Genomic DNA, 20,320 nt, shown 5'->3' on the forward strand with positions numbered 1-20,320 from the left:
ATACGACCGATCAGGAATCGAGAAGCGCCGGAAGCCCGCCGCGAAATAGCGTTACCGGCATGAACTTCATCGACGCGATCACCCTCGAAGTGGCCGACACCGAGGCCGCCGAAAGCTTCTACGCCACCGCCTTCGGGCTCGGCCCCCAGCTTCGCCTGCGGGCTTCGCAGGAGCCGTCCACCGGCTTCCGCGGCTACACCCTTTCCCTCACGGTTTCCCAGCCCGCCAACGCCGACGCGCTCATCGACGCCGCGGTCGCCGCCGGGGCGACCGTGATCAAGCCCGCCGCGAAGTCGATGTGGGGTTACGGCGGCACCATCCAGGCCCCGGACGGCGCGATCTGGAAGATCGCCACCTCGGCCAAGAAGAACACCGCGCCCGCCGCCCGCGAGTTCGACGACATCGTGCTGCTCCTGGGAGTCGCCGATGTGGCCGCGAGCAAGAAGTTCTACGTCGAGCACGGCCTCACCGTGGGCAAGAGCTTCGGCCGCGTGTACGTCGAGTTCGAAGCCGGCTCGGGCCTCGTGAAGCTGGCGCTGTACAAGCGCAAGGCCTTGGCCAAGGACGCCGGCGTGTCCCCCGAGGGCACCGGCTCGCACCGCATCGCGATCTGCGGCGCCGCCCCGTTCACCGACCCGGACGGGTTCGCCTGGGAGACCTCGGCGCTCGCCGCCCAGTCCTGATGTGCCACTTCCGGATGCCCCCGCTCGCCGCTTACCAAGGAGAAAACACCATGAGCACCACGTACGAAGGATTCACGGCCGAAGAGAAGGCCGCGATGAAGGAACACGCCCAGGACATGAAGAAGGCCGCGCGCCGTGGCTCGGCCGCCGACAAGGCCGCGGCGGCGGAGCAGGACGTGGTCGCGAAGATCGCCGAGATGCCCGATGAGGACCGGGTGCTGGCCGAGCTGGTCCACGACGTCGTGAAGGCGAACGCGCCGATGCTCGCGCCGAAGCTCTGGTACGGCCAGCCCGCCTACGCGCTGGACGGCAAGGTCGTCTGCTTCTTCCAAGCGGCGGCCAAATTCAAGACGCGGTACGCCACGCTCGGCTTCAACGAGGCCGCCCAGCTCGACGACGGTGCGATGTGGGCGACGGCCTTCGCGTTGACCGAGGCCACCCCTGCGGTGAAGAAGCGCGTCGCCGCCTTGGTGAAGCAAGCCGTCAGCTGACCGGAGTGGCAGCCCGTTTTACCGCGTGAGTGGCCACACGCGGGACGGCGGCGAAACTCTAGGCTCGGGTGATCACTGGGAGGACGGACATGATCACCATCGAGCCCCTGAAGCCCGAAGACCGCGAAGCCTGGGAACACCTGTTCCGCGCGTACATCGCCTTCTACGAACGTGTTGCGCCGCAAGAGGTCTACGACCGAGCCTGGCGCGAGTTCCGGGCGGGGGAGCGGATGCACGCGCTCGGTGCCCAGGTGGGCGGCGAGCTCGTCGGGATCGTGCATTTCCTGGTACATCCCAGTACTTCCGCGCTCACCGACGTCTGTTACCTGCAAGATCTGTTCACCGCGCCGGAAGCCCGCGGCAAGGGGGTCGCGCGGGCGCTGATCGAGGCCGTCGCGGACTGGGCGCGCACCCGTGAGTGCGGCAGGGTCTACTGGCACACCAAGGAATCCAACGTCACCGCGCGCCGCCTGTACGACCGGGTCGCGGTCAACCGGGGCTTCATCCAGTACCAGTTGCCACTGTGAAGAAAAATGAGGGCCACCCGTCCCAACGAGTGGCCCTCACCGAGCTGGATCAGAGCTTCGAAGCCTCCGCCGCGAAGGCTTCGATCTTCCCGAAGTCCTTGGCTGCCAAGGCATCCTTCGGGGTCAGCCACGAACCGCCGATGCAGCCCACATTGGACAGTGCGAGATAGTCCGGCGCGGTCTTCACGGTGATCCCGCCGGTCGGGCAGAACTTCAGCCCGGGCAGTGGCCCGCCGATCGACTTCAGGTACGCCACACCGCCGCTGGCCTCGGCGGGGAAGAACTTCAGCGCGGTCAGCCCGCGTTCGGCCAGCCGCATCGCCTCCGAAACCGTGCTCGCGCCCGGCAGGAACGGCAGACCGGTGTCGAACGCGGCGTCCAGCACGGCGTCCGTGCAGCCGGGGGTCACCAGGAACTTCGCGCCGGCGTCGGCTGCTTGCTTGGCGTGCTCGGGCGCCGTGACCGTGCCGGCGCCGATGACGATCTCCGGGACCTCCGCGGCGATCCGCTCGATGGAGGCGAGTGCCGCCGGAGTGCGCAGGGTCAGCTCGATCACGCCGATCCCGCCCGCGAGCAGGGCCCGTGCGGTGGGCACGGCGTCGGCGGCGTCGTCGAGTACGACGACGGGCATCACGGGGGACAGGCCGAGCAGGTCGGCGCCGGTGGTCACTGGGTTACCTCCACAGGGGTCAACGTGTGCGCCGGAGCGCCGAAGTGTTCCGGCGTGAGCGGTCCGAACACGCTCGCGCCCTGATCGGCGGGTCCGACCGCGCGGCGCAGCGCCGCGAACAGCTCCCGGCCGGTGCCGGTCCAGGATGCCTCCGAAGGCGGGGAGTCCACCAGTTCACGACGGGCGAGTTCTTCGTCACCCACGAGGATGTCGAGAGTCCCGGCCTTCGCGTCGAGACGGACGACGTCGCCGTCGGCGATCCGCGCGATCGGGCCTCCCGCAGCGGCTTCCGGGGTCACCTGGATCGCGGCGGGGATCTTGCCGGACGCGCCCGACATCCGGCCGTCGGTGAGCAACGCCACCTGGTGCCCGCGGTCCATCAGCACCCCCAGCGCCGGGGTGAGCCCGTGCAGTTCCGGCATCCCGTTGGCCCGCGGGCCCTGCTGACGGATGACCACGACGACGTCGCGGTCCAGCTCACCGGCCGCGAAAGCGTCCTTGAAGGACTGCTGGTCGGTGAAGACCCGCGCCGGGGCCTGCACGACCCGGTGCTCCGGCGCCACCGCCGACACCTTGATCACCGCGCGGCCGAGGTTGCCCGCGACCATCCGCAGCCCGCCGTCGGCGGCGAACGGCCGCCACGCGGGACGCAGGACGTCCTCGTCGAGGCTGCGCGTCGGGACGTCGCGCCAGACCAGTTCGCCCTCGGAAAGGATCGGCTCCTGCCGGTAGCGGTGCAGGCCCGGACCGGCGACGGTCTGGACGTCCTCGTGCAGCAGTCCGGCGTCGAGCAGTGTGCCGACCAGGAACTGGATGCCCCCGGCGGCGTGGAAGTGGTTGATGTCCGCGCTGCCGTTCGGGTACACGCGGGCCAGCAGGGGGATCACCGACGACAGGTCGGAGAAGTCGTCCCACGTCAGCTGGATGCCCGCGGCGGCGGCGATCGCGACGAGGTGCATCGTGTGGTTGGTCGAGCCGCCCGTGGCGAGCAGTGCGATGACGCCGTTGACGACGGCCTTCTCGTCGATCACGCGCGAGACCGGGGTGTACTCCTCACCTCGCGAGAGCTTCACGACGCGGCGCCCGGCCTCTTCGGTGAGCACCCGCCGCAGCGGCGAGTTCGGCTGCACGAAGCTGGCACCCGGCAGGTGCAGGCCCATCACCTCGACGACCATCTGGTTCGAGTTGGCGGTGCCGTAGAAGGTGCACGTTCCCGCCGAGTGGTACGAAGCCGCTTCGGCGTCCAGCAGGTCTTCGCGGGTCGCCTTGCCCTCGGCGTAGAGCTGGCGCACGCGCGCCTTCTCCTTGTTCGGCAGGCCCGAGTTCATCGGTCCGGCGGGCACCAGGATCGCCGGGAGGTGCCCGAAGGACAGCGCCCCGATCAGCAGGCCGGGCACGATCTTGTCGCAGACGCCGAGCAGCAGCGCCGCGTCGAACATGTCGTGGGACAGCGCGATCGCGGTCGACATCGCGATCACCTCGCGGCTGAACAGCGACAGCTCCATCCCCGGGCGGCCCTGGGTGACGCCGTCGCACATCGCGGGCACGCCGCCGGCGAACTGGGCCACCCCGCCGGCCTGGCGGACCGAGCCCTTCAGCATCGCGGGGTATTCCTGCATCGGCTGGTGCGCCGAAAGCATGTCGTTGTAGGACGAGACGATCGCGACGCCCGGCGCCCGCGCGGCGCGCAGTGCCGCTTTGTCGACACCCTCCATCGCGGCGAAGCCGTGGGCGAGATTGCTGCAGTCGAGGCCGCGCCGCACAGGTCCTTCTTCGTGGGCGGCCGCGACGCGCTCGAGGTACGCGGCGCGGGTTTCGGCGCTGCGGGCGGCGATGCGCTCGGTGACTTCGGCGATGATGGGGTGGACGTTCGGGGCGGTGCTCATTGTCCGGCTCCGGATCACTGGGTCGTGGTGGTCCGCGGGACGGCAACGCTGACGTCGCTGGGTCGTGACAGTGGCCACAGTAGCCCAGGGGAAAGCCCGAATCAAAATCGATACAGAAGATCGACTCGCGTGACCTCCGTCACGCCCCTAGGTTCTACTGTGCTACTTGTCACATTGCACAACGCGCGGCAGAGTCGGGATGGCGAGGAATCGCTTGCCCTCTCGGGCTCAAGCGGCCAACCGAACCGACCATCGGGAGGTACCGATGTCCACCACAGAGATCGCCGAGCTTCGGCGAGCCATCGGTCAGCTGAGGCAGTGCGTCGGCGCGCTGCGTTCCCGATACGGCGACGCCTCGGCGGTACGGCGCCTGGCGAACGACGTCGAGCGGCTCGACATCGACGCGACGGATCTCGACACGACCCCGAACGCGGTGCCCGCGCAGGCGAAGGCCGCCGATCGTGTCCAAGTTCCCGATACGCCCTACGACCCGGCGCTGTGGCAAGGCGCCGATGACGAAGGCGTCGGCGGCTACAAGCGCGACCAGCGGTGAGCGCCCCCGCCGGCAATGAGGCCGGACGGGGTACGGGGGTCCGCGCACCGTCGCGGGCCCTGATCGCCGAAAAAACGCTGCGCACCGACCGGTGGTGGCTGTCCCCGCTGCTGACCGTCCTCGGCCTCTCCGCCTTCATCATCTACGCGACGATCAGGTCCTTCGTGCGCACCGCGTACTGGGTGCCCGAGTACCACTACCTGACGCCGTTCTACTCGCCCTGTGTCTCGGAATCCTGCGTCGAAGGCTCCCGGCATTTCGGGGCCTGGATCGGTGAACTGCCGGGCTTCATCCCGCTCGGCTTCCTGGTCCTGCCGTTCCTGCTGGGCTTCCGGCTGACCTGCTACTACTACCGCAAGGCCTACTACCGGGCCGTCTGGTTCTCGCCGCCGGCCTGCGCGGTCGCCGAACCGCACGCGAAGTACACCGGGGAGACCCGGCTGCCGCTGATCATCCAGAACGCCCACCGCTACTTCTTCTACGTGGCCGTGGTCGTCTCGCTGGTCAACACCTACGACGCGATCACCGCGTTCCACGGCAAGACCGGCGGATTCGGTTTCGGGCTCGGCAACATCGTGCTGCTCGGCAACGTGATCCTGTTGTGGGCCTACACGTTGTCATGCCATTCGTGCCGTCACGTGACCGGTGGCAGGCTCAAGCACTTCTCCAAACATCCGGTCCGCTACTGGATCTGGACCCAGGTGACGAAACTCAACACCCGCCATATGGCGCTGGCGTGGACGACGCTCGGCACCCTCGTGCTGACCGACCTCTACGTGATGCTCGTGGCGAGCGGTGCCCTTTCGGATCTGCGGTTCATCAACTAGCGGTGCGGGAATCTCCCGTCCCCGGCGACAAGCTTTGAGGTGGCTCTTTTCATGACCGAGGTCGAACGGCTCAGCTACGACGTGGTGGTGATCGGTGCCGGCGGTGCCGGTCTCCGCGCGGTCATCGAAGCCCGTGAACGTGGCTTCAGCGTCGCGGTGGTGTGCAAATCGCTCTTCGGCAAGGCGCATACGGTGATGGCCGAAGGCGGTTGCGCGGCGTCGATGGGCAACGCGAACTCGAACGACAACTGGCAGGTGCACTTCCGCGACACCATGCGTGGCGGGAAGTTCCTCAACAACTGGCGGATGGCCGAACTCCACGCCAGGGAGGCGCCGGACCGGGTCTGGGAACTGGAGACCTACGGCGCGCTGTTCGACCGCACCGCCGACGGCCGGATCAGCCAGCGCAACTTCGGCGGGCACACGTACCCGCGGCTGGCGCACGTCGGCGACCGCACCGGGCTCGAACTGATCCGCACGATGCAGCAGAAAATCGTTTCGCTGCAACAAGAGGACTTCAAGGAGACCGGTGACTACGAGGCGAGGATCAAGGTTTTCGCCGAATGCACGATCACCGAGCTGCTGACCGAAGACGGCCGGATCTCCGGCGCCTTCGGGTATTGGCGCGAGAGCGGCCGGTTCATCCTGTTCGAGGCGCCGGCGGTGGTGCTGGCGACCGGCGGTATCGGGAAATCCTTCAAGGTCACCTCGAACTCGTGGGAGTACACCGGTGACGGGCACGCGCTGGCGCTGCGGGCCGGGGCGACGCTCATCAACATGGAGTTCGTCCAGTTCCACCCGACGGGCATGGTCTGGCCGCCGAGTGTGAAGGGGATCCTGGTCACCGAAGGCGTCCGCGGTGACGGCGGGGTCCTCAAGAACACCGAGGACAAGCGGTTCATGTTCGAGTACGTCCCCGAGGTGTTCAAGGGGCAGTACGCGGACAGCGAAGAGGAAGCCGACCGCTGGTACACCGACCAGGAGCAGAACCGGCGCACCCCGGACCTGCTGCCGCGTGACGAGGTGGCGCGCGCGATCAACTCCGAGGTCAAGGCGGGCCGGGGATCGCCGCACGGCGGGGTCTTCCTCGACATCGCCAGCAGGCTGCCCGCGGAGGAGATCCGCAAGCGGCTGCCGTCGATGTACCACCAGTTCAAGGAACTCGCCGACGTCGACATCACGAAGGAACCGATGGAGGTCGGACCCACCTGTCACTACGTGATGGGCGGGATCGAGGTCGACCCGGACACCGCGTCGTCGAGCGTGCCGGGGCTGTTCGCCGCCGGCGAGTGCTCGGGCGGGATGCACGGCTCGAACCGGCTCGGCGGCAATTCGCTGTCGGATCTGCTCGTCTTCGGCCGTCGCGCCGGCCTCGGCGCCGCGTCCTACGTCGCGGAGCTGAAGGACCGCCCGAAGGTCAGTCAGTCCGATGTGGACGCCGCCGCGGCGATGGCGCTCGCGCCGTTCGACCCGCCGGGCGACGGTGTCGAGGAGAACCCGTACAGCCTGCACACCGAACTGCAGCAGTCGATGAACGACCTGGTCGGCATCATCCGCAAGGCGGAGGAGATCGAGCGGGCGCTGGAGAAGCTCGGGGAGCTGCGCGAGCGGATCAAGCGGGTCACCGTCGAAGGACACCGGCAGTTCAACCCCGGCTGGCATCTCGCCGTCGACCTGCGGAACATGCTGATGGTCAGCGAATGCGTCGCCAGGGCCGCGCTCACCAGGACCGAGAGCCGGGGCGGGCACACGCGGGACGACCATCCGGGCATGGACGCCCAGTGGCGCAACAAACTCCTGGTCTGCTCGGCGACGCCGGGCGACAACCCGGTGGTGCCGGACATCGGCGTCGAGGTCAAGGCACAGACGCCGCTGCGGCAGGACCTGCTGGAGCTGTTCGAACTCTCCGAGCTCGGGAAGTACTACACCGAAGAAGAACTGACTTCGCACCCCGGGAGTCCGGCATGAGCTACAAGGCGAGTTTCCGGGTCTGGCGCGGCGACGCCGATTCGGGCGAACTGCAGGACTACAGCGTCGAGGTCAACGAGGGCGAGGTCGTCCTCGACATCATCCACCGGTTGCAGGCCACCCAGGCCTCGGATCTGGCGGTGCGGTGGAACTGCAAGGCGGGCAAATGCGGTTCGTGCTCGGCGGAGATCAACGGCAAACCACGGTTGCTGTGCATGACGCGGATGTCGACCTTCACCGAGGACGAGGTCATCACCGTGACACCGATGCGGACCTTCCCGGTGATCCGCGACCTGGTGACCGACGTGTCGTTCAACTACACCAAGGCACGCGAGATCCCGTCGTTCACGCCGCCCCCGGAGCTCAAACCGGGGGAGTACCGGATGCAGCAGGTGGACGTCGAGCGCTCGCAGGAGTTCCGCAAGTGCATCGAGTGCTTCCTGTGCCAGAACACCTGCCACGTGGTGCGTGACCACGAGGAGAACAAGGAGGCCTTCGCCGGGCCCCGGTACCTGATGCGGATCGCCGAACTCGAAATGCACCCCCTCGACGTCGCCGACCGGCGCGACGAGGCGCAGGAGGAGCACGGGCTCGGGTACTGCAACATCACCAAGTGCTGTTCGGACGTGTGCCCGGAGGGCATCCACATCACCGACAACGCGCTGATCCCGATGAAGGAACGCGTCGCGGACCGGAAGTACGACCCCATCGTGTGGCTGGGGAACAAACTGTTCCGGCGGGACAAGTAGCCATTCCTGGTGAGTGGCGAGGGCGGCTCTGACCGTCCTCGCCATTCTTTTTAATCGGTTGCAGCCGCTCCCTTGCCTGTCGCACACTTACCGCACACCGACCGAGGAGGACGCATGACGCAGTACCGCATGGCCTGTCCTTTCCTTGGCATGGAAGAGAAACACGGCTCCACGCCGCCGTCCTAGCCGGACGTCGTATACGCGGAGCCGCCCTTCGGGAAACCGAACCGGGCGGCTTTTCTTTTCGGTGACCCAGATTTCTGGAACGAAGCAGTCCGGTGCGCGGTGCGTGCCGGACTGTGTTCCAGGCCAAGGCGCGTTGGTCCAGCGGAAGGGATACCGGGTTTTCACCCCGGTGACGTGGGTTCGACTCCCACACGCGCTACGCCCCGGCACGGCGGGGAAACCTGTTCCGTCGTACCGGTGCGGCGGTGTGGGGTCCGTGTGTCCCATACCGCCAGACGCGCACGGTCCGGCGACCGGCCGGGATTCATAGCCCCGGCCAGCCTGGCTCGACACCAGGGTGCGCGACTCAAACCTCCTTGCGGGCGCTGTGCACGTCGCCGTCTTCGTGGCGGCGCAGGACGAGGTCCTGGAAACCGTTGTCCCGTAGGCCTTCTTCCAAGTTGAGCCCGTTCGTGGCGACGACCACCAGCAGACCGCCGGTCACCAGGCTCTCGGCGACGCGACCAAGATGGGCGGGGGAGTCCAGGAAGGCCAGGATGATGTCGAAGGCACCCATCACCGGCAGCCGGGCGAGCTGGTGGACCTCGTAGGAGATCCCGACGGGGTCGCGTTCCTCTTCGCGTTGCGCGGCCGCGATCAAGGCCTGATCCGCGTCGACGCCGACTACGCGGCGCGCGCCCTCTCGCCGGAACAGGCGCGGATAGCGGCCATCGCCGCACCCGACGACCAGGACCGCCCTGTTCGCCAGGTCCGGCAGCGCTTCGAGCAGCGTCGCGGCCTGGTCCGCCATACGGCCGACGCTAGCCGAGCGGCTGCTGTCCCGACAGGACCAAGAGGCCTATCCCGAAGTACATGAAGGCCCCCTCCCTGTACTTAGGCGCAAGGAAGGGGGCCTTCATGTACTTCTGTGGAGCTTACAGTGCCCCGCCGCTCGCGTCGTCGCGCTGCAGGACGACGCTCGACGGTGCGGAGTGCACCGGCTTGGCACCGCGGGGTGCCTTCTTTCGCCGCGCCAGCTTGTTCTCCAGCCAGCTCGCGAACTTCGTCAGGAGCAGGTTCAGCACGATGAAGATGATCGCGACGACGATCAGCGTCGGGATCGTGTTGCCGTAGAGACCGGTGAGCGGTCCGGTGCTGCGGATCAGCTCGTTGAAGCCGATGGTCAGCTGGCCCGCCAGTGCGGTGTCCTTGAGGATGACCACCAGCTGGCTCACCAGCGCGGGCAGCATCAGGGTGACCGCCTGCGGCAGCAGGACGGTCATCATGATCTGGGTCTTGCGCATGCCCAGCGCGGACGCGGCCTCACCTTGGCCCCTGGGCAGCGAAAGGATGCCCGCACGGAACACCTCGGCCATGACCGAGCCGTTGTAGAGCACCAGACCCGTCACCGCGGCGAACAGCGGGCGGATCTCGGCGTCGATGTCGGTGTAGAACGCGTAGAACGCTGCGGCGAAGACCATCAGCAGCAGCACCGGGATCGCCCGGAAGAATTCGACGACGGCGCCGACCGGGACCCGCACCCATTTGTGGTCGGACAACCTGCCGATACCCAGCAGCGCGCCGATCGGCAACGCGATCACGATCGACAGCGCCGCGGCCTTCAGGGTGTTGAGCAGACCGGGCACGATGAATTCGGACCAGGTGGAGCCCTTGAGGAAGGGCTCCCACAGCGCGCCGGCCCACTGGTTCTTCTCATCGAAACCCGCGTAGATGTAGTACGCGGCCAGCGCCAGGACGAGCACGAAAAGAACGCTGTAGAGCCAGTTTCGCGCCCGCGCCTTCGGGCCGGGGATGTCGTAGAGGACGGTCTGTGCGCTCATCGCTTGACCTCGACCTTCTTGGCGACCCAGCCCAGCAGCAGGCCGAGGGGGAGGACCAGGATGACGAACCCGATGGCGAACAGGAGGAAGACCAGCAGCAGCGAGTCGGACTCGTTCTCGATCATGTCCGACATCAGCAGAGAGGCCTCCGCCACGCCGATGATCGAGGCGACGGTGGTGTTCTTCAGCAACGCGATCATGACGTTCGCGAGTGGCGCGATCACCGACCGGAACGCCTGCGGGAGCACGATCAGTGTCAGCACCTGGACGAAGCCGAGGCCCAGCGCGCGGGCCGCTTCGGCCTGGCCGACGGGGACGGTGTTGATACCGGACCGCAGCGATTCACAGACGAATGTGGCGGTGTAGGCGATGAAGCCGAGGATCGCGAGCCGGAAGGCGTTGTCCTCCAACGACGTCGTCGAGTCCGACGAGGCCAGGTTGAGCCCCAGGGTGGAGGACAAACCCAGCGACGTGAAGACGATGATCACCGTCAGCGGGGTGTTCCGGAAGATGTTGACGTAGGCGGTGCCGAACGCCCGCATGATCGGAACCGGGCTGACCCGCATCCCCACCAGGATGGTGCCCCAGATCAGGGAACCGATGGCGGAGAAGAAGGTCAGCTTGATCGTCATCCAGAAGGCGCCGAGCAAGTCGTAATTGGGATTGTCGAGGAAATCGAACAAGGTGCTCAACCCAGCCTCGGTATGGGAACGGTGCGCCGCGGTACACGGCGCACCGTTCGATTCCTTCAGTTCAGCGGCTCAGCGAGCCGGGGGTCAGGAGATGGCCGGGGGCTCCGGGATCTTGTAACCCGACGGGCCGACGTTCTTCTCCAGAGCGGCCTTCCAAGCGCCGTCCTGCTGCATCTTCTTGATCGCGTTGTTGATCGCGGTGATGCTCTCGTTGTCGTCCTTCTTCAGGCCGACACCGTACTTCTCGTCGGTGAAGCCCTTGCCGACCAGCTTCAGCTTGCCGGGCTGCTGCGCGGCGTAGCCGGCGAGGATCACGTCATCGGTGGTCATCGCGTCGACGGTCTTGTTGAGCAGCGAGGTGACGCAGTCGGTGTACTTGCCGCGCTCTTCGAGCTGGACTTCCTTGGCGTACTTTTCCTTGACGTTCTGCGCCGGGGTCGAACCCTTGACCGAGCAGAGCTTCTTGTTGCCGGTCAGCGACTCCGGGCCGGTGATGTCGGTGGAGTCGGCGCGGACCAGGAGGTCCTGGTGGGCGATGAAGTACGGGCCCGCGAAGGAGACCTCGTTCTTGCGCTTGTCGGTGATCGAGTAGGTGGCGACGATGAAGTCGACCTCACCCTTCTTGATCAGGTCCTCGCGCTGCGCGGACTGCGCTTCCTTCCAGGTGATCCCCGACTCTTCGACGCCGAGCTCCTTGGCGATGTACTTCGCCACGTCGACGTCGAACCCGGCGTAGGTGCCGTCGGCCTGCTTCTGACCGAGACCGGGCTGGTCGAACTTGATGCCGATGGTCAGCTTCTTGTCGTTCTTGGCCTTCGCCACCACGTTCTTGGCGCCGGAGCCGCTGCCGGTGTCCGACCCGCCGCCACCGCAGGCGGTGAGGGCGAGACCGGCCGCCACGACGGCCGCGCTCATACGCAGAACTCGGTTCAACCGCATTGTTCTCAGTTTCCTTCCGAATCTTGTCCAGCCATACCGGCCGGCGGGGAAGACCTCAGTGGGTCAGGATCTTGCCGAGGAAGTCCTTGGCGCGATCCGTCTTCGGCTTGGTGAAGAAGTCGTCCGGGGTGGAGTCCTCGACGATCTCGCCGTCGGACATGAACACCACCCGGTTCGCCGCGCGCCGCGCGAAGCCCATCTCGTGGGTGACGACGAGCATTGTCATCCCGTCCTTGGCGAGCGTGGTCATCACGTCGAGGACCTCCTGGACCATCTCCGGGTCCAGCGCCGAGGTCGGCTCGTCGAACAGCATCACCTTGGGGCGCATGGCCAGCGCGCGGGCGATCGCCACACGCTGCTGCTGCCCGCCGGAAAGCTGGGCCGGGTACTTGTCGGCCTGGTTGGCGATGCCGACGCGTTCGAGCAGGTCCATCGCGGTCTTGCGGGCCTCGGCCGAGTTGACCTTGCGGACCTTCATCGGCGCGAGCATGACGTTCTCGACGATCGTCTTGTGCGCGAACAGGTTGAACGACTGGAACACCATGCCGACGTCGGCGCGCAGCGCGGCCAGCGCCTTTCCTTCGGCGGGCAGCGGAACACCGTCCACCGCGATCTCGCCGGAGTTGATGGGTTCCAGCCGGTTGATCGCCCGGCACAGCGTCGACTTGCCAGACCCGGACGGCCCGAGCACGACCACGACCTGCCCACGCGGCACCTCGAGGTTGATCTCCTTGAGCACGTGCAGGTCGCCGAAGTACTTGTTCACGGCGGCCGCCTTGATCATCGGCGTCGCCACCTCCGCGGTCATCTGGCCTCCAGGAGCGTTCGTTTGCAGGGGACTGCGGGGTCAGGCACCACGCGATGGCGGAAACCTACTCCCGTCGGACCGCTTGTAAAGACGGCTTGACCAATACTTAGGGTTTCAAGTCCGTATCGTTCTCAAGCCACCGGACGGCCTCGGTCCACCTCCGTCCGGCGCTGATCAGCCTAGACAAAGCAGGGGTGTCCCGTAACCGGGGTCACAACAGATCTGTGACGCATCGTGACCATTACCGCGTGCAGTGGGTCGCTCACAGGGCCATCCGGCCCAGCGGTACGGGCAGCGCGAGGGGTGACTCGCCCCATAGAGTCGTTCTTCACCTCGTCGCGGTGCGGGGACGGCGTGAAAGGGAAAACACGGGTGCGGGTACTGCTGGTGGAGGACGACGACCGGGTCGCGGGTGCCTTGACGCCCGCGCTGACCCGGCGCGGCCTGACGATCAAACGCCTGGCCTCCGGCGCCGGGGTGCTCGATCTGGTGCACGAGGTCGACGTCGTGCTGCTCGACCTGGGGCTCCCCGACATCGACGGGATCGTCCTGTGCCGCCGGATCCGCGCGGTCAGCGACGTCGCGGTGATCGTCGTTTCGGCGCGGGGCGAGGTCGACGACCGGATCCAGGGGTTGCGGTCCGGCGCCGACGACTATCTGGTGAAGCCCTACGACGTGGACGAGCTGGTCGCCCGCGTCGAGGCCGTGCGCCGTCGCCGCGGGGAGCGGCCTGCCGCCCCCGAAGTGCCGGGTGTCATCCGGGCGGGTGATGTCTCCGTCGATATCGGGCGCCATGAGGTGCAGGTGGACGGGCAGCCGGTTTCGTTGTCCCGCAAGGAATTCCAGGTGCTCGCACTGGTGGTCACCGCACGCGGCGCGGTCTGCGCCCGCGACCACGTGCTGAACGAGGTCTGGGGACACCGCGGCCCGGCGGAGAGCCGGTCGCTCGACGTCCACGTCGCCACCCTGCGGACCAAACTCGGCAGGCCCGCGCTGATCGAGACCGTTCGCGGCGTCGGGTACCGGCTCGGCGGCGCCTACGGCCCGGCCGAAGAGGGCTGAGCCGGTGCGCGTCCGGCTCCAGGCGATCGTGCTGACGCTGGTCGCGGCGCTCGTGTTCGGCCTCGGCATCCCGCTCGCGCTCAGCGTGGCGGCCAGTGTGCAGCTCGACCTCTTCCTCGACCGGCTCACCGACACCTCCCGGTTCGCGTCGCTGGCCCAGCGCCCGCTGGTGGAGAACCGGCCGGACCTGATCGAGGACGAACTCCGCCGCTACACCGAGGTCTACGGGGTACCGGTGGCGATCGTCGACCAGGACGGCGAATCCGTCGCCAGAGGGCCGGGTGAGACGGCCGGGATCGACTTCAAGGACCCCGTCATCGCCTCGCATCTGCAGCAGGCGCTGGCCGGGCGGCGTTCGGAACCCGGACCGCTGCTGATGCCGTGGACCACCGAGCCGCTGGTGCTGGCCGAGCCGATCCTGATCGACGGCGAGGTGCGGGGCGCGGTGATCACCGTCTCCTCGACGGACAAGGCGCGCACCGAACTGCTGTGGTGGTGGCTGCTCATCGCGGCGGGGGCGGTGCTGGCGTTCGGGCTCGCGCTGCTGGTCGCGGTGCCGGTGGTGCGCTGGATCCTGGGCCCGGTCCGGCGGCTCGACGACGCCACCGGCGAACTGGTCGCCGCCGTGGTCAGCGGCCGCGAGGTCAAACGGGTGGGGGAGACGGGCGGTCCGCCGGAACTGCGGCAGCTCGAACGCTCCTTCGACCGGATGGCCGCCAGTGTCGACGAGGCGCTGTCGGCGCAGCGCTCGTTCGTCGCCGACGCCTCCCACCAGCTGCGGAACCCGTTGACCGCGTTGAAGATCAGGCTCGGCAACCTCGACGGGCACGTCGACGACGACCTGGCGGCGGCGGACCTCGAAGCCGCCCTCGTCGACGCGCGACGGCTCAACCAGATCCTCGACGATCTCCTTTCGCTGGCCAAGGCCGAAGCCTCGGGTGGCGAACTCGTACCGGTCGGCCTCGACGAGATGGTGGGCGCCCGGGTCGCCGACTGGGCCGTCGTCGGCGCGGCACGCGACATCACCCTGGCCGCGTCCGGGCTGGGCGGCGGGCTGAGGGTGCTCACACCCGCGCGCGGCCTCGAAGTGGTCCTCGACGCGCTGCTGGACAACGCGCTCAAATTCACCGAGCCGGGGACGGAGGTGCGGGTCGACGTCACCACCGCGGACGGGAAGGTGGACATCGCCGTCCGCGACCACGGCCCCGGCCTGCGCGAAGAGGAGCTGGAACGCGCGGCGGACCGGTTCTGGCGCAGCACCGCGCATCAGAACGTGCCCGGCTCCGGCCTCGGCCTGGCGATCGTCACCGAGATCCTGGCCCGATCGGACGGTTCGCTGCGGCTCGGTTCACCCGAGGGCGGCGGCCTCGAAGTGACCGTGACCCTGCCGGTCGCTAGTTCTTGAGCGACCGGAAGTAGCGCAGCGCGCCCGGATGCAGCGGCAGGGGAGCGGTCTCGATGGCGGGATGGATGTCGATCGACAACGCCGCCCCGGCCGCTTTCACCAGCTGCTCCCGCGCGTCGAACAGCCCGCGCACCAGCGCCTCGGCGACGTCGTCGGGCATCGACGTGGGCACCACCAGGAAATTCGGCAGCACGAGCGTGGTCACCGGCGACGGCAGGTTGTAGGCGGTCACCGGGATGGTCGCGGTCCGGTACACCGGGCTGGTGGCCCGCAGCGCGTCCGCGAGGTCGGTGATGTCGAGCAGCCGCAGGCCGACCGTGTGCACCTTCTCGGTGATCGACGGCGTCGGCAGGCCACCCGACCAGATGACGGCGTCGATCTGCCGGTTCTCCAGCGCGGGCAGCGCCTCGGGAAGGCCCAGATTGCGCCGGTCGATCGCACCGGTCAGCCCCGACGCCTTCAGCAGCTGGTTCGAGACGAACTCGACGCCCGAGTCCGGCGAGCCGATCGCGACCTTGCGTCCCCGCAGCTGGGCGAACGACTTGATCGGGGAGTCGGCCCGCACGATGACGTGCAGGTAGTCGTCGTGCACGCGGGCCAGCGCGGCCAGCCCGGCGTTCTTGTCGGCGGCGACGTCGGCGGCCACGAACGCGACGTCGGCCTTCCCCGCGCGCACCCGGTCGACGTTGTCCGGGGAGCCATGCGTCTCCTGGATCTCGGGCCGGTCGGTGTCCAGCTGCGCGGCCCACGCGTCGGCCAGTGCCTCGGCCAGTTTGTCGTAGACGCCGCCGTTGAGCCCCGCCGCGATCCGCACCTTCGTCCCGGACAGATCGGGTCCGCACCCGGTGACCAGGGCACAGACCACGGCGATCACCGCCGCCAGCACCCCTGGTCTCCTCATGAGGGTCGATCGTGCCATGGAACCCCGCCCGCGTACCCTCGAAGGCGAGATGAGCGCGCGCACTTACCAGATCCGCACCTTCGGCTGCCAGATGAACGTGCATGACTCCGAACGTCTTGCCGGGCAGCTCGAGGACGCCGGCTACGTTCCGGGTGACGGCGAGGCCACACCCGACCTGATCGTGTTCAACACCTGCGCCGTGCGGGAGAACGCGGACAACAAGCTGTACGGCACCCTCGGCCATCTGCGCCCGCAGAAGACCGCGAAGCCGGACATGCAGATCGCCGTCGGCGGCTGCCTCGCGCAGAAGGACCGCGGCGAGATCGTCAAGCGCGCGCCCTGGGTCGACGTCGTCTTCGGCACGCACAACATCGGTTCGCTGCCGACGCTGCTGGAGCGCGCGCGGCACAACGCCGAGGCCGAGGTCGAGATCCTCGAATCACTCGAGACCTTCCCTTCGACGCTTCCGGCGAAGCGCGACTCGGCGTACGCGGGCTGGGTGTCGATTTCGGTCGGCTGCAACAACACCTGCACCTTCTGCATCGTCCCGGCGCTGCGCGGCAAGGAACGCGACCGCCGTCCCGGCGAGATCCTGGCCGAGGTCGAGGCGCTCGTCGCCGAAGGTGTGCTGGAGGTGACCCTGCTCGGCCAGAACGTGAACTCCTACGGCGTCGAATTCGGCGACCGGCTCGCGTTCGGGAAGCTGCTGCGCGCCTGCGGTTCGGTGGACGGGCTGGAGCGCGTCCGCTTCACCTCGCCGCATCCGGCGGCCTTCACCGAGGACGTCATCGACGCGATGGCCGAGACGCCGAACGTGTGCCACCAGCTGCACATGCCGCTGCAGTCCGGTTCGGACCGGGTGCTGCGCGAGATGAAGCGGTCTTACCGTTCGGCGCGCTACCTCAAGCTCCTCGACCGCGTGCGCGAGTCTATGCCCGACGCCGCGATCACCACCGACATCATCGTCGGCTTCCCCGGTGAGACCGAGGAGGACTTCCAGGCGACGCTCGACGTCGTCGCGCAGGCACGGTTCTCCAGCGCGTTCACCTTCCAGTACTCGATCCGGCCGGGTACTCCCGCCGCCGAGATGGACGGGCAGCTGCCGAAGGAGGTCGTGCAGGAGCGCTACGAGCGGCTCGTGAAACTGCAGAACGACATCTCCTGGGACGAGAACAAGAAGATCGTCGGACGGCGGGTCGAGCTGCTGGTGGCCTCCGGCGAAGGCCGCAAGGACACCGAGACGCAGCGGATGAGCGGCCGCGCCCGTGACGGCAGGCTCGTCCACTTCACGCCGACGGGGCCGCTGGTGGACCGCTCGGTGCGGCCCGGCGACGTCGTCGAGACCGTGGTGACCTACGGCGCCCCGCACCACCTCGTCGCCGACGGTGACCTGCTGTCGCACCGCCGCACCAAGGCGGGCGACAACTCCGAGGCCGGGCTGCGGCCGAAGACCAACGGCGTGACGCTGGGCCTACCGGGCTTCGGTGCCCCGGCCGTCACGCCGGAACCGGTGAGCGGGTGTGCACTGTGACCGAACCGAAGATCGACGAACTCGCCGCCGAGATCGACGAGGTCGGCGAACGCGCGGCCAAGACGATCGAGCTGGGCAGGCGCGGGTTCACCATCGCCGTGCTGGTGTTCGTGCTGCTGGTCGCCCAGTTGCTGCCCTGGGTCGGCGAGCACGCCGGCTGGGAGGTGCTGCTCGGCAAGGGCGGCGGGATCCCGCAGCTGTTCGCCGCGACCTCCACCGGTATCGGGGTGTTCGTCGGCGCCGTCACGCTGGTGACCCGGCGCTGGTGGCTGGCCTGGGTCTGCGCCGCGGGCGGCTGGTTCGCCTCCGTCGACGGAATGCTCGCGATCTGGTCCCAGCAGTCCTCGCACGCGACCGGCGCGGCCGGTGGCGGTCCGGGCTTCGGGTTGATCGTCGCCTGGATCGCCACCGTCGCGCTGGCCATCTACTGGATGCGTGCCGCCTTCTCGCGGAGCTAGCTGACGCGCAAGGTGAGGTTGCTGGACGTGTACGCGCTCGCGTAGAGCGTCGTTTCGGGGTGGTAGGCCCGCAGCGTGATCACCGCGCTGAAGGAGAAGCTCAGCTTCAGGGAGAACGTCGAGTTGGGCCGGCAGGTCGTGTCGGCGATGTTCACCCACACGCTGCCCTGAAGCTGCTGCACGATGATCGCTTCGAGGGTGTCCGTGCCGTCGGTCCGGGCGCCGTTCAGGGCCTGCAGACTGCCCTTCAGGGTGACCTTCTCGTTGACCTTCGCCTCCTTCTTGCTCAGCGAGGCGTCGAGTTTGACCTTCGTCTTGCCGGCTTCGGGGGAGGCCGGGACCGGGGCCGGGGCACCGGCCGCCGACGCGGCCGGGGCGAGCCCGGCCACCAGAGCACAACTGATCGCCAGGGCGGCGAACGCCCGGCGTACTGGGGGAATCAGTGTCTGGTTCATGATCGAAGTTCAGCACGGTTGAGCGCGGAGAGCGCTCGAATACGCACCAATGAGCGACGTATCCCTCCACAGTGGAGTGACGCGTGCGGCCCCTCCCCGCCCGCGAACGCTATGAACGGTCCGTTCCTTGCAAAATTTGCAAGGAACGGACCGTTCATAGCACTTCAGAGCGCCGAAGACCTACCGGTCCGCGATGGCCGCTTCCGCCGCCTCGAGCCACTCACGCCACTGCGCGGCCTGCTCGTCCGCCTTCTTCGCGCGCCGCTCGTCACCCGCCGCACGGGCCTTGGCCGCCTGCGACTCGAACTGCTCGACCCGCTCGCGGAACTGCGCCGCCCTGGCCTGCGCCTCCGGGTCGGTCCGCCGCCACTTGCTGTCCTCGGCCGACTTGATCGCGTCCTGCACGGCCTTCAGGCGCCCGTCCAGCTCGCGGATACGCTCGCGCGGGACCTTGCCGATCTCGTCCCACTGGTCCTGGATGCGGCGCATGTGCTGCTTCGCCGCCTCCAGGTTCGCGGCGGGATCGATCTTCTCGGCCTCGACGAGGAGCTCTTCCTTCTGCTGCGCGTTGGTCGCGAACTCGGCGTCCCGCTCGGAGAACACCGCGGACCGCCGGGCGAAGAACTTGTCCTGCGCGGCGCGGAACCGCTGCCAGAGCGCCTCGTCGCTGTCCTTGGGCGCGCGGCCGGCGGCCTTCCACTCGGTCATCAGGTCCTTGTAGCGACCCGCCGTCTCACCCCAGTCCGACGACTCCGAGAGCGATTCCGCCTCGGCGATCAGCTCTTCCTTGCGGTGCTTGGCTCCGGCGCGCTGCTTGTCGAGCTCGGCGAAATGCGAGCCGCGGCGGCGGTTGAACGCCTCACGGGCCTTGGAGAACCGCTTCCACAGCTCGTCGTCGGTCTTGCGGTCGACGCCCTTGACGGTCTTCCACTCGTCCAGGATCGCGCGCAGCCGGTCGCCGGCGGCCTTCCACTGGGTCGACTCGGCGGCGAGCTTCTCGGCCTCGTCGGCGAGGGCCTGCTTGCGGACGACGGCGGCCGCGCGGGCCTCCTCGCGCTCCTGCTTGGCCGAGGCCAGCGCCTTCTCGGCGTGGGCGATGACCTGCTCGATGCGGCCGTTCAGCGCGGCGATGTCGCCGACGACGGCGGCTTCGGCGAGGCCGTCGCGCAGCTGCGTGGCCGTCGCCAGCGCGTGCTTCGGGTCGCCCGCGCCGGACTCCAGCCGGGTCTCCAGCAGCTCGACCTCGGTGCGCAGGTCGTCGAAGCGGCGCGCGTAATGGAGCAGACCCTCGTCCGGGCTCCCGGCCTGCCAGACACCGACCGCGCGTTCGCCGTCGGGTGTGGTGACGTAGACCGTTCCTTCTTCGTCGACCCTTCCCCATGCGGACGGGCTGGGCTCGGCGGGCGGCACGGGGGGTGCGGGATGCCCGCCACCGAGCGCGTGCGGTACCGGGTGCGGTGCCGGGGTACCGGTGGACGTGTTCTCCTGGGCCATCGCAGGCTCCTTATCGCCTGTACGCCCGCTGGCGCGGGCGCCCCGCCTAGCGGCGGGGCCGGGTAATGCGTTGCCGTCTTGCTTCGGGGGCATCAACCCCTTGCGGCATTCAAGCAGCTCAGCGTCCACCGTGGAACCGGATGAATCAGCAGAGGGCAGTGATCCTACTTCCGGAGGACCCTCTGTGTCGGTCGGTTGCAGGTCGTAGGTGGCGG

21 protein-coding genes and 1 tRNA gene are annotated in these 20,320 nt (G+C 68.2%); 12 read left to right on the top strand and 10 right to left on the bottom strand.

All coding sequences use genetic code 11. The features are described 5' to 3' along the window. Positions 1-59 precede the first annotated feature (59 nt). The 3 genes from ACIBTM_RS33005 to ACIBTM_RS33015 all read left to right on the top strand — a co-directional run bounded on the left by ACIBTM_RS33005 (position 60) and on the right by ACIBTM_RS33015 (position 1,701). On the top strand, positions 60-683 hold the full coding sequence (locus ACIBTM_RS33005; protein ID WP_395881064.1) for a glyoxalase: 624 nt from the start codon (positions 60-62) through the stop codon (positions 681-683). 50 nt (positions 684-733) lie between these two features. Then, the gene (locus ACIBTM_RS33010; RefSeq protein ID WP_395881065.1) at positions 734-1,174 is read left to right on the top strand and encodes an iron chaperone; all 441 of its coding nucleotides are present in this window, start codon (positions 734-736) and stop codon (positions 1,172-1,174) included. 89 nt (positions 1,175-1,263) lie between these two features. After that, positions 1,264-1,701: a GNAT family N-acetyltransferase gene (locus ACIBTM_RS33015; RefSeq protein ID WP_395881066.1), complete on the top strand. Its 438-nt coding sequence runs from the start codon at positions 1,264-1,266 to the stop codon at positions 1,699-1,701. 49 nt (positions 1,702-1,750) lie between these two features. Here ACIBTM_RS33015 and eda read toward each other — a convergent pair whose 3' ends face one another. After that, entirely contained in the window at positions 1,751-2,371 is a 621-nt protein-coding gene (gene eda / locus ACIBTM_RS33020) for a bifunctional 4-hydroxy-2-oxoglutarate aldolase/2-dehydro-3-deoxy-phosphogluconate aldolase (RefSeq protein WP_016332712.1), read from the bottom strand. Then, on the bottom strand, positions 2,368-4,257 hold the full coding sequence (gene edd / locus ACIBTM_RS33025; protein ID WP_395881067.1) for a phosphogluconate dehydratase: 1,890 nt from the start codon (positions 4,255-4,257) through the stop codon (positions 2,368-2,370). Before edd ends, eda begins: the two co-directional genes overlap by 4 nt. A 265-nt stretch (positions 4,258-4,522) precedes the next feature. Here edd and ACIBTM_RS33030 point away from each other — a divergent pair, with 265 nt between their 5' ends. The 5 genes from ACIBTM_RS33030 (at position 4,523) to ACIBTM_RS33050 (ending at position 8,739) form a co-directional block, all read left to right on the top strand. Then, entirely contained in the window at positions 4,523-4,810 is a 288-nt protein-coding gene (locus tag ACIBTM_RS33030; RefSeq protein WP_016332714.1) for a hypothetical protein, read from the top strand. After that, on the top strand, positions 4,807-5,637 hold the full coding sequence (locus ACIBTM_RS33035) for a hypothetical protein (protein ID WP_395881068.1): 831 nt from the start codon (positions 4,807-4,809) through the stop codon (positions 5,635-5,637). The genes ACIBTM_RS33030 and ACIBTM_RS33035 overlap by 4 nt, the downstream gene beginning before the upstream one ends. Positions 5,638-5,688: 51 nt before the next feature. Further along, positions 5,689-7,605 carry a fumarate reductase/succinate dehydrogenase flavoprotein subunit gene (locus ACIBTM_RS33040; protein WP_395881069.1) on the top strand — a complete coding sequence of 639 codons (1,917 nt, stop codon included), beginning with the start codon at positions 5,689-5,691 and terminating at the stop codon, positions 7,603-7,605. Next, complete coding sequence (locus tag ACIBTM_RS33045; protein ID WP_005164720.1) at positions 7,602-8,354, top strand: succinate dehydrogenase/fumarate reductase iron-sulfur subunit; 753 nt, start codon at positions 7,602-7,604, stop codon at positions 8,352-8,354. Before ACIBTM_RS33040 ends, ACIBTM_RS33045 begins: the two co-directional genes overlap by 4 nt. Before the next feature lie 313 nt (positions 8,355-8,667). Continuing rightward, a tRNA-Glu gene (locus tag ACIBTM_RS33050) sits at positions 8,668-8,739 on the top strand. A gap of 147 nt (positions 8,740-8,886) precedes the next feature. On the opposite strand, the gene ACIBTM_RS33055 is transcribed toward ACIBTM_RS33050, so the two are convergent. The 5 genes from ACIBTM_RS33055 to ACIBTM_RS33075 form a co-directional block, all read right to left on the bottom strand. Then, positions 8,887-9,330, bottom strand: coding sequence for a class I SAM-dependent methyltransferase (locus tag ACIBTM_RS33055; RefSeq protein WP_395881070.1), 444 nt, complete (start codon positions 9,328-9,330; stop codon positions 8,887-8,889). A gap of 124 nt (positions 9,331-9,454) precedes the next feature. Next, positions 9,455-10,360 (bottom strand): amino acid ABC transporter permease, encoded by a 906-nt coding sequence (locus ACIBTM_RS33060; protein ID WP_395881071.1) that lies wholly within the window; start codon positions 10,358-10,360, stop codon positions 9,455-9,457. Continuing rightward, positions 10,357-11,052 carry an amino acid ABC transporter permease gene (locus tag ACIBTM_RS33065; RefSeq protein ID WP_395881072.1) on the bottom strand — a complete coding sequence of 232 codons (696 nt, stop codon included), beginning with the start codon at positions 11,050-11,052 and terminating at the stop codon, positions 10,357-10,359. Before ACIBTM_RS33065 ends, ACIBTM_RS33060 begins: the two co-directional genes overlap by 4 nt. Before the next feature lie 84 nt (positions 11,053-11,136). Next, positions 11,137-11,991 carry a glutamate ABC transporter substrate-binding protein gene (locus ACIBTM_RS33070; protein WP_395881073.1) on the bottom strand — a complete coding sequence of 285 codons (855 nt, stop codon included), beginning with the start codon at positions 11,989-11,991 and terminating at the stop codon, positions 11,137-11,139. Between the two features lie 55 nt (positions 11,992-12,046). Further along, a complete protein-coding gene (locus ACIBTM_RS33075) occupies positions 12,047-12,775 on the bottom strand; it encodes an amino acid ABC transporter ATP-binding protein (RefSeq protein WP_007029281.1) in 729 nt (242 codons plus the stop codon). 396 nt (positions 12,776-13,171) lie between these two features. Here ACIBTM_RS33075 and ACIBTM_RS33080 point away from each other — a divergent pair, with 396 nt between their 5' ends. Beyond that, on the top strand, positions 13,172-13,861 hold the full coding sequence (locus ACIBTM_RS33080) for a response regulator transcription factor (RefSeq protein WP_395881074.1): 690 nt from the start codon (positions 13,172-13,174) through the stop codon (positions 13,859-13,861). 4 nt (positions 13,862-13,865) lie between these two features. Continuing rightward, the gene (locus ACIBTM_RS33085; protein WP_395881075.1) at positions 13,866-15,266 is read left to right on the top strand and encodes a sensor histidine kinase; all 1,401 of its coding nucleotides are present in this window, start codon (positions 13,866-13,868) and stop codon (positions 15,264-15,266) included. On the opposite strand, the gene ACIBTM_RS33090 is transcribed toward ACIBTM_RS33085, so the two are convergent. Beyond that, entirely contained in the window at positions 15,256-16,167 is a 912-nt protein-coding gene (locus tag ACIBTM_RS33090; protein ID WP_395881076.1) for a TAXI family TRAP transporter solute-binding subunit, read from the bottom strand. The two genes, ACIBTM_RS33085 and ACIBTM_RS33090, sit on opposite strands and share 11 nt — an antisense overlap. A 16-nt stretch (positions 16,168-16,183) precedes the next feature. On the opposite strand from ACIBTM_RS33090, the gene miaB reads away from it, so the two are divergent. Both miaB and ACIBTM_RS33100 read left to right on the top strand, forming a co-directional pair. Then, positions 16,184-17,698, top strand: coding sequence for a tRNA (N6-isopentenyl adenosine(37)-C2)-methylthiotransferase MiaB (gene miaB / locus ACIBTM_RS33095; protein WP_016332724.1), 1,515 nt, complete (start codon positions 16,184-16,186; stop codon positions 17,696-17,698). Further along, positions 17,695-18,156, top strand: a complete 462-nt coding sequence (locus ACIBTM_RS33100) for a hypothetical protein (protein ID WP_395881077.1) — start codon at positions 17,695-17,697, stop codon at positions 18,154-18,156. Before miaB ends, ACIBTM_RS33100 begins: the two co-directional genes overlap by 4 nt. On the opposite strand, the gene ACIBTM_RS33105 is transcribed toward ACIBTM_RS33100, so the two are convergent. Next, positions 18,153-18,611: a hypothetical protein gene (locus ACIBTM_RS33105; RefSeq protein WP_395881078.1), complete on the bottom strand. Its 459-nt coding sequence runs from the start codon at positions 18,609-18,611 to the stop codon at positions 18,153-18,155. The genes ACIBTM_RS33100 and ACIBTM_RS33105 overlap by 4 nt on opposite strands. Positions 18,612-18,791: 180 nt before the next feature. After that, positions 18,792-20,105: a DUF349 domain-containing protein gene (locus ACIBTM_RS33110; protein WP_395881079.1), complete on the bottom strand. Its 1,314-nt coding sequence runs from the start codon at positions 20,103-20,105 to the stop codon at positions 18,792-18,794. Positions 20,106-20,320 lie beyond the last annotated feature (215 nt).

It is taken from the genome of Amycolatopsis sp. NPDC049868 (genome assembly GCF_044461365.1).
In the GTDB taxonomy this organism is placed as follows: domain Bacteria; phylum Actinomycetota; class Actinomycetes; order Mycobacteriales; family Pseudonocardiaceae; genus Amycolatopsis.

Coding starts and splice junctions, on each gene's coding strand:
- ACIBTM_RS33005 (WP_395881064.1), top strand. CDS start 60: ATGAACTTCATCGACGCGATCACCCTCGAAGTGGCCGACACCGAGGCC.
- ACIBTM_RS33010 (WP_395881065.1), top strand. CDS start 734: ATGAGCACCACGTACGAAGGATTCACGGCCGAAGAGAAGGCCGCGATG.
- ACIBTM_RS33015 (WP_395881066.1), top strand. CDS start 1,264: ATGATCACCATCGAGCCCCTGAAGCCCGAAGACCGCGAAGCCTGGGAA.
- edd (WP_395881067.1), bottom strand. CDS start 4,257: ATGAGCACCGCCCCGAACGTCCACCCCATCATCGCCGAAGTCACCGAG.
- ACIBTM_RS33030 (WP_016332714.1), top strand. CDS start 4,523: ATGTCCACCACAGAGATCGCCGAGCTTCGGCGAGCCATCGGTCAGCTG.
- ACIBTM_RS33040 (WP_395881069.1), top strand. CDS start 5,689: ATGACCGAGGTCGAACGGCTCAGCTACGACGTGGTGGTGATCGGTGCC.
- ACIBTM_RS33045 (WP_005164720.1), top strand. CDS start 7,602: ATGAGCTACAAGGCGAGTTTCCGGGTCTGGCGCGGCGACGCCGATTCG.
- ACIBTM_RS33055 (WP_395881070.1), bottom strand. CDS start 9,330: ATGGCGGACCAGGCCGCGACGCTGCTCGAAGCGCTGCCGGACCTGGCG.
- ACIBTM_RS33060 (WP_395881071.1), bottom strand. CDS start 10,360: ATGAGCGCACAGACCGTCCTCTACGACATCCCCGGCCCGAAGGCGCGG.
- ACIBTM_RS33070 (WP_395881073.1), bottom strand. CDS start 11,991: ATGCGGTTGAACCGAGTTCTGCGTATGAGCGCGGCCGTCGTGGCGGCC.
- ACIBTM_RS33075 (WP_007029281.1), bottom strand. CDS start 12,775: ATGATCAAGGCGGCCGCCGTGAACAAGTACTTCGGCGACCTGCACGTG.
- ACIBTM_RS33090 (WP_395881076.1), bottom strand. CDS start 16,167: ATGAGGAGACCAGGGGTGCTGGCGGCGGTGATCGCCGTGGTCTGTGCC.
- miaB (WP_016332724.1), top strand. CDS start 16,184: ATGGAACCCCGCCCGCGTACCCTCGAAGGCGAGATGAGCGCGCGCACT.
- ACIBTM_RS33105 (WP_395881078.1), bottom strand. CDS start 18,611: ATGAACCAGACACTGATTCCCCCAGTACGCCGGGCGTTCGCCGCCCTG.
- ACIBTM_RS33110 (WP_395881079.1), bottom strand. CDS start 20,105: ATGGCCCAGGAGAACACGTCCACCGGTACCCCGGCACCGCACCCGGTA.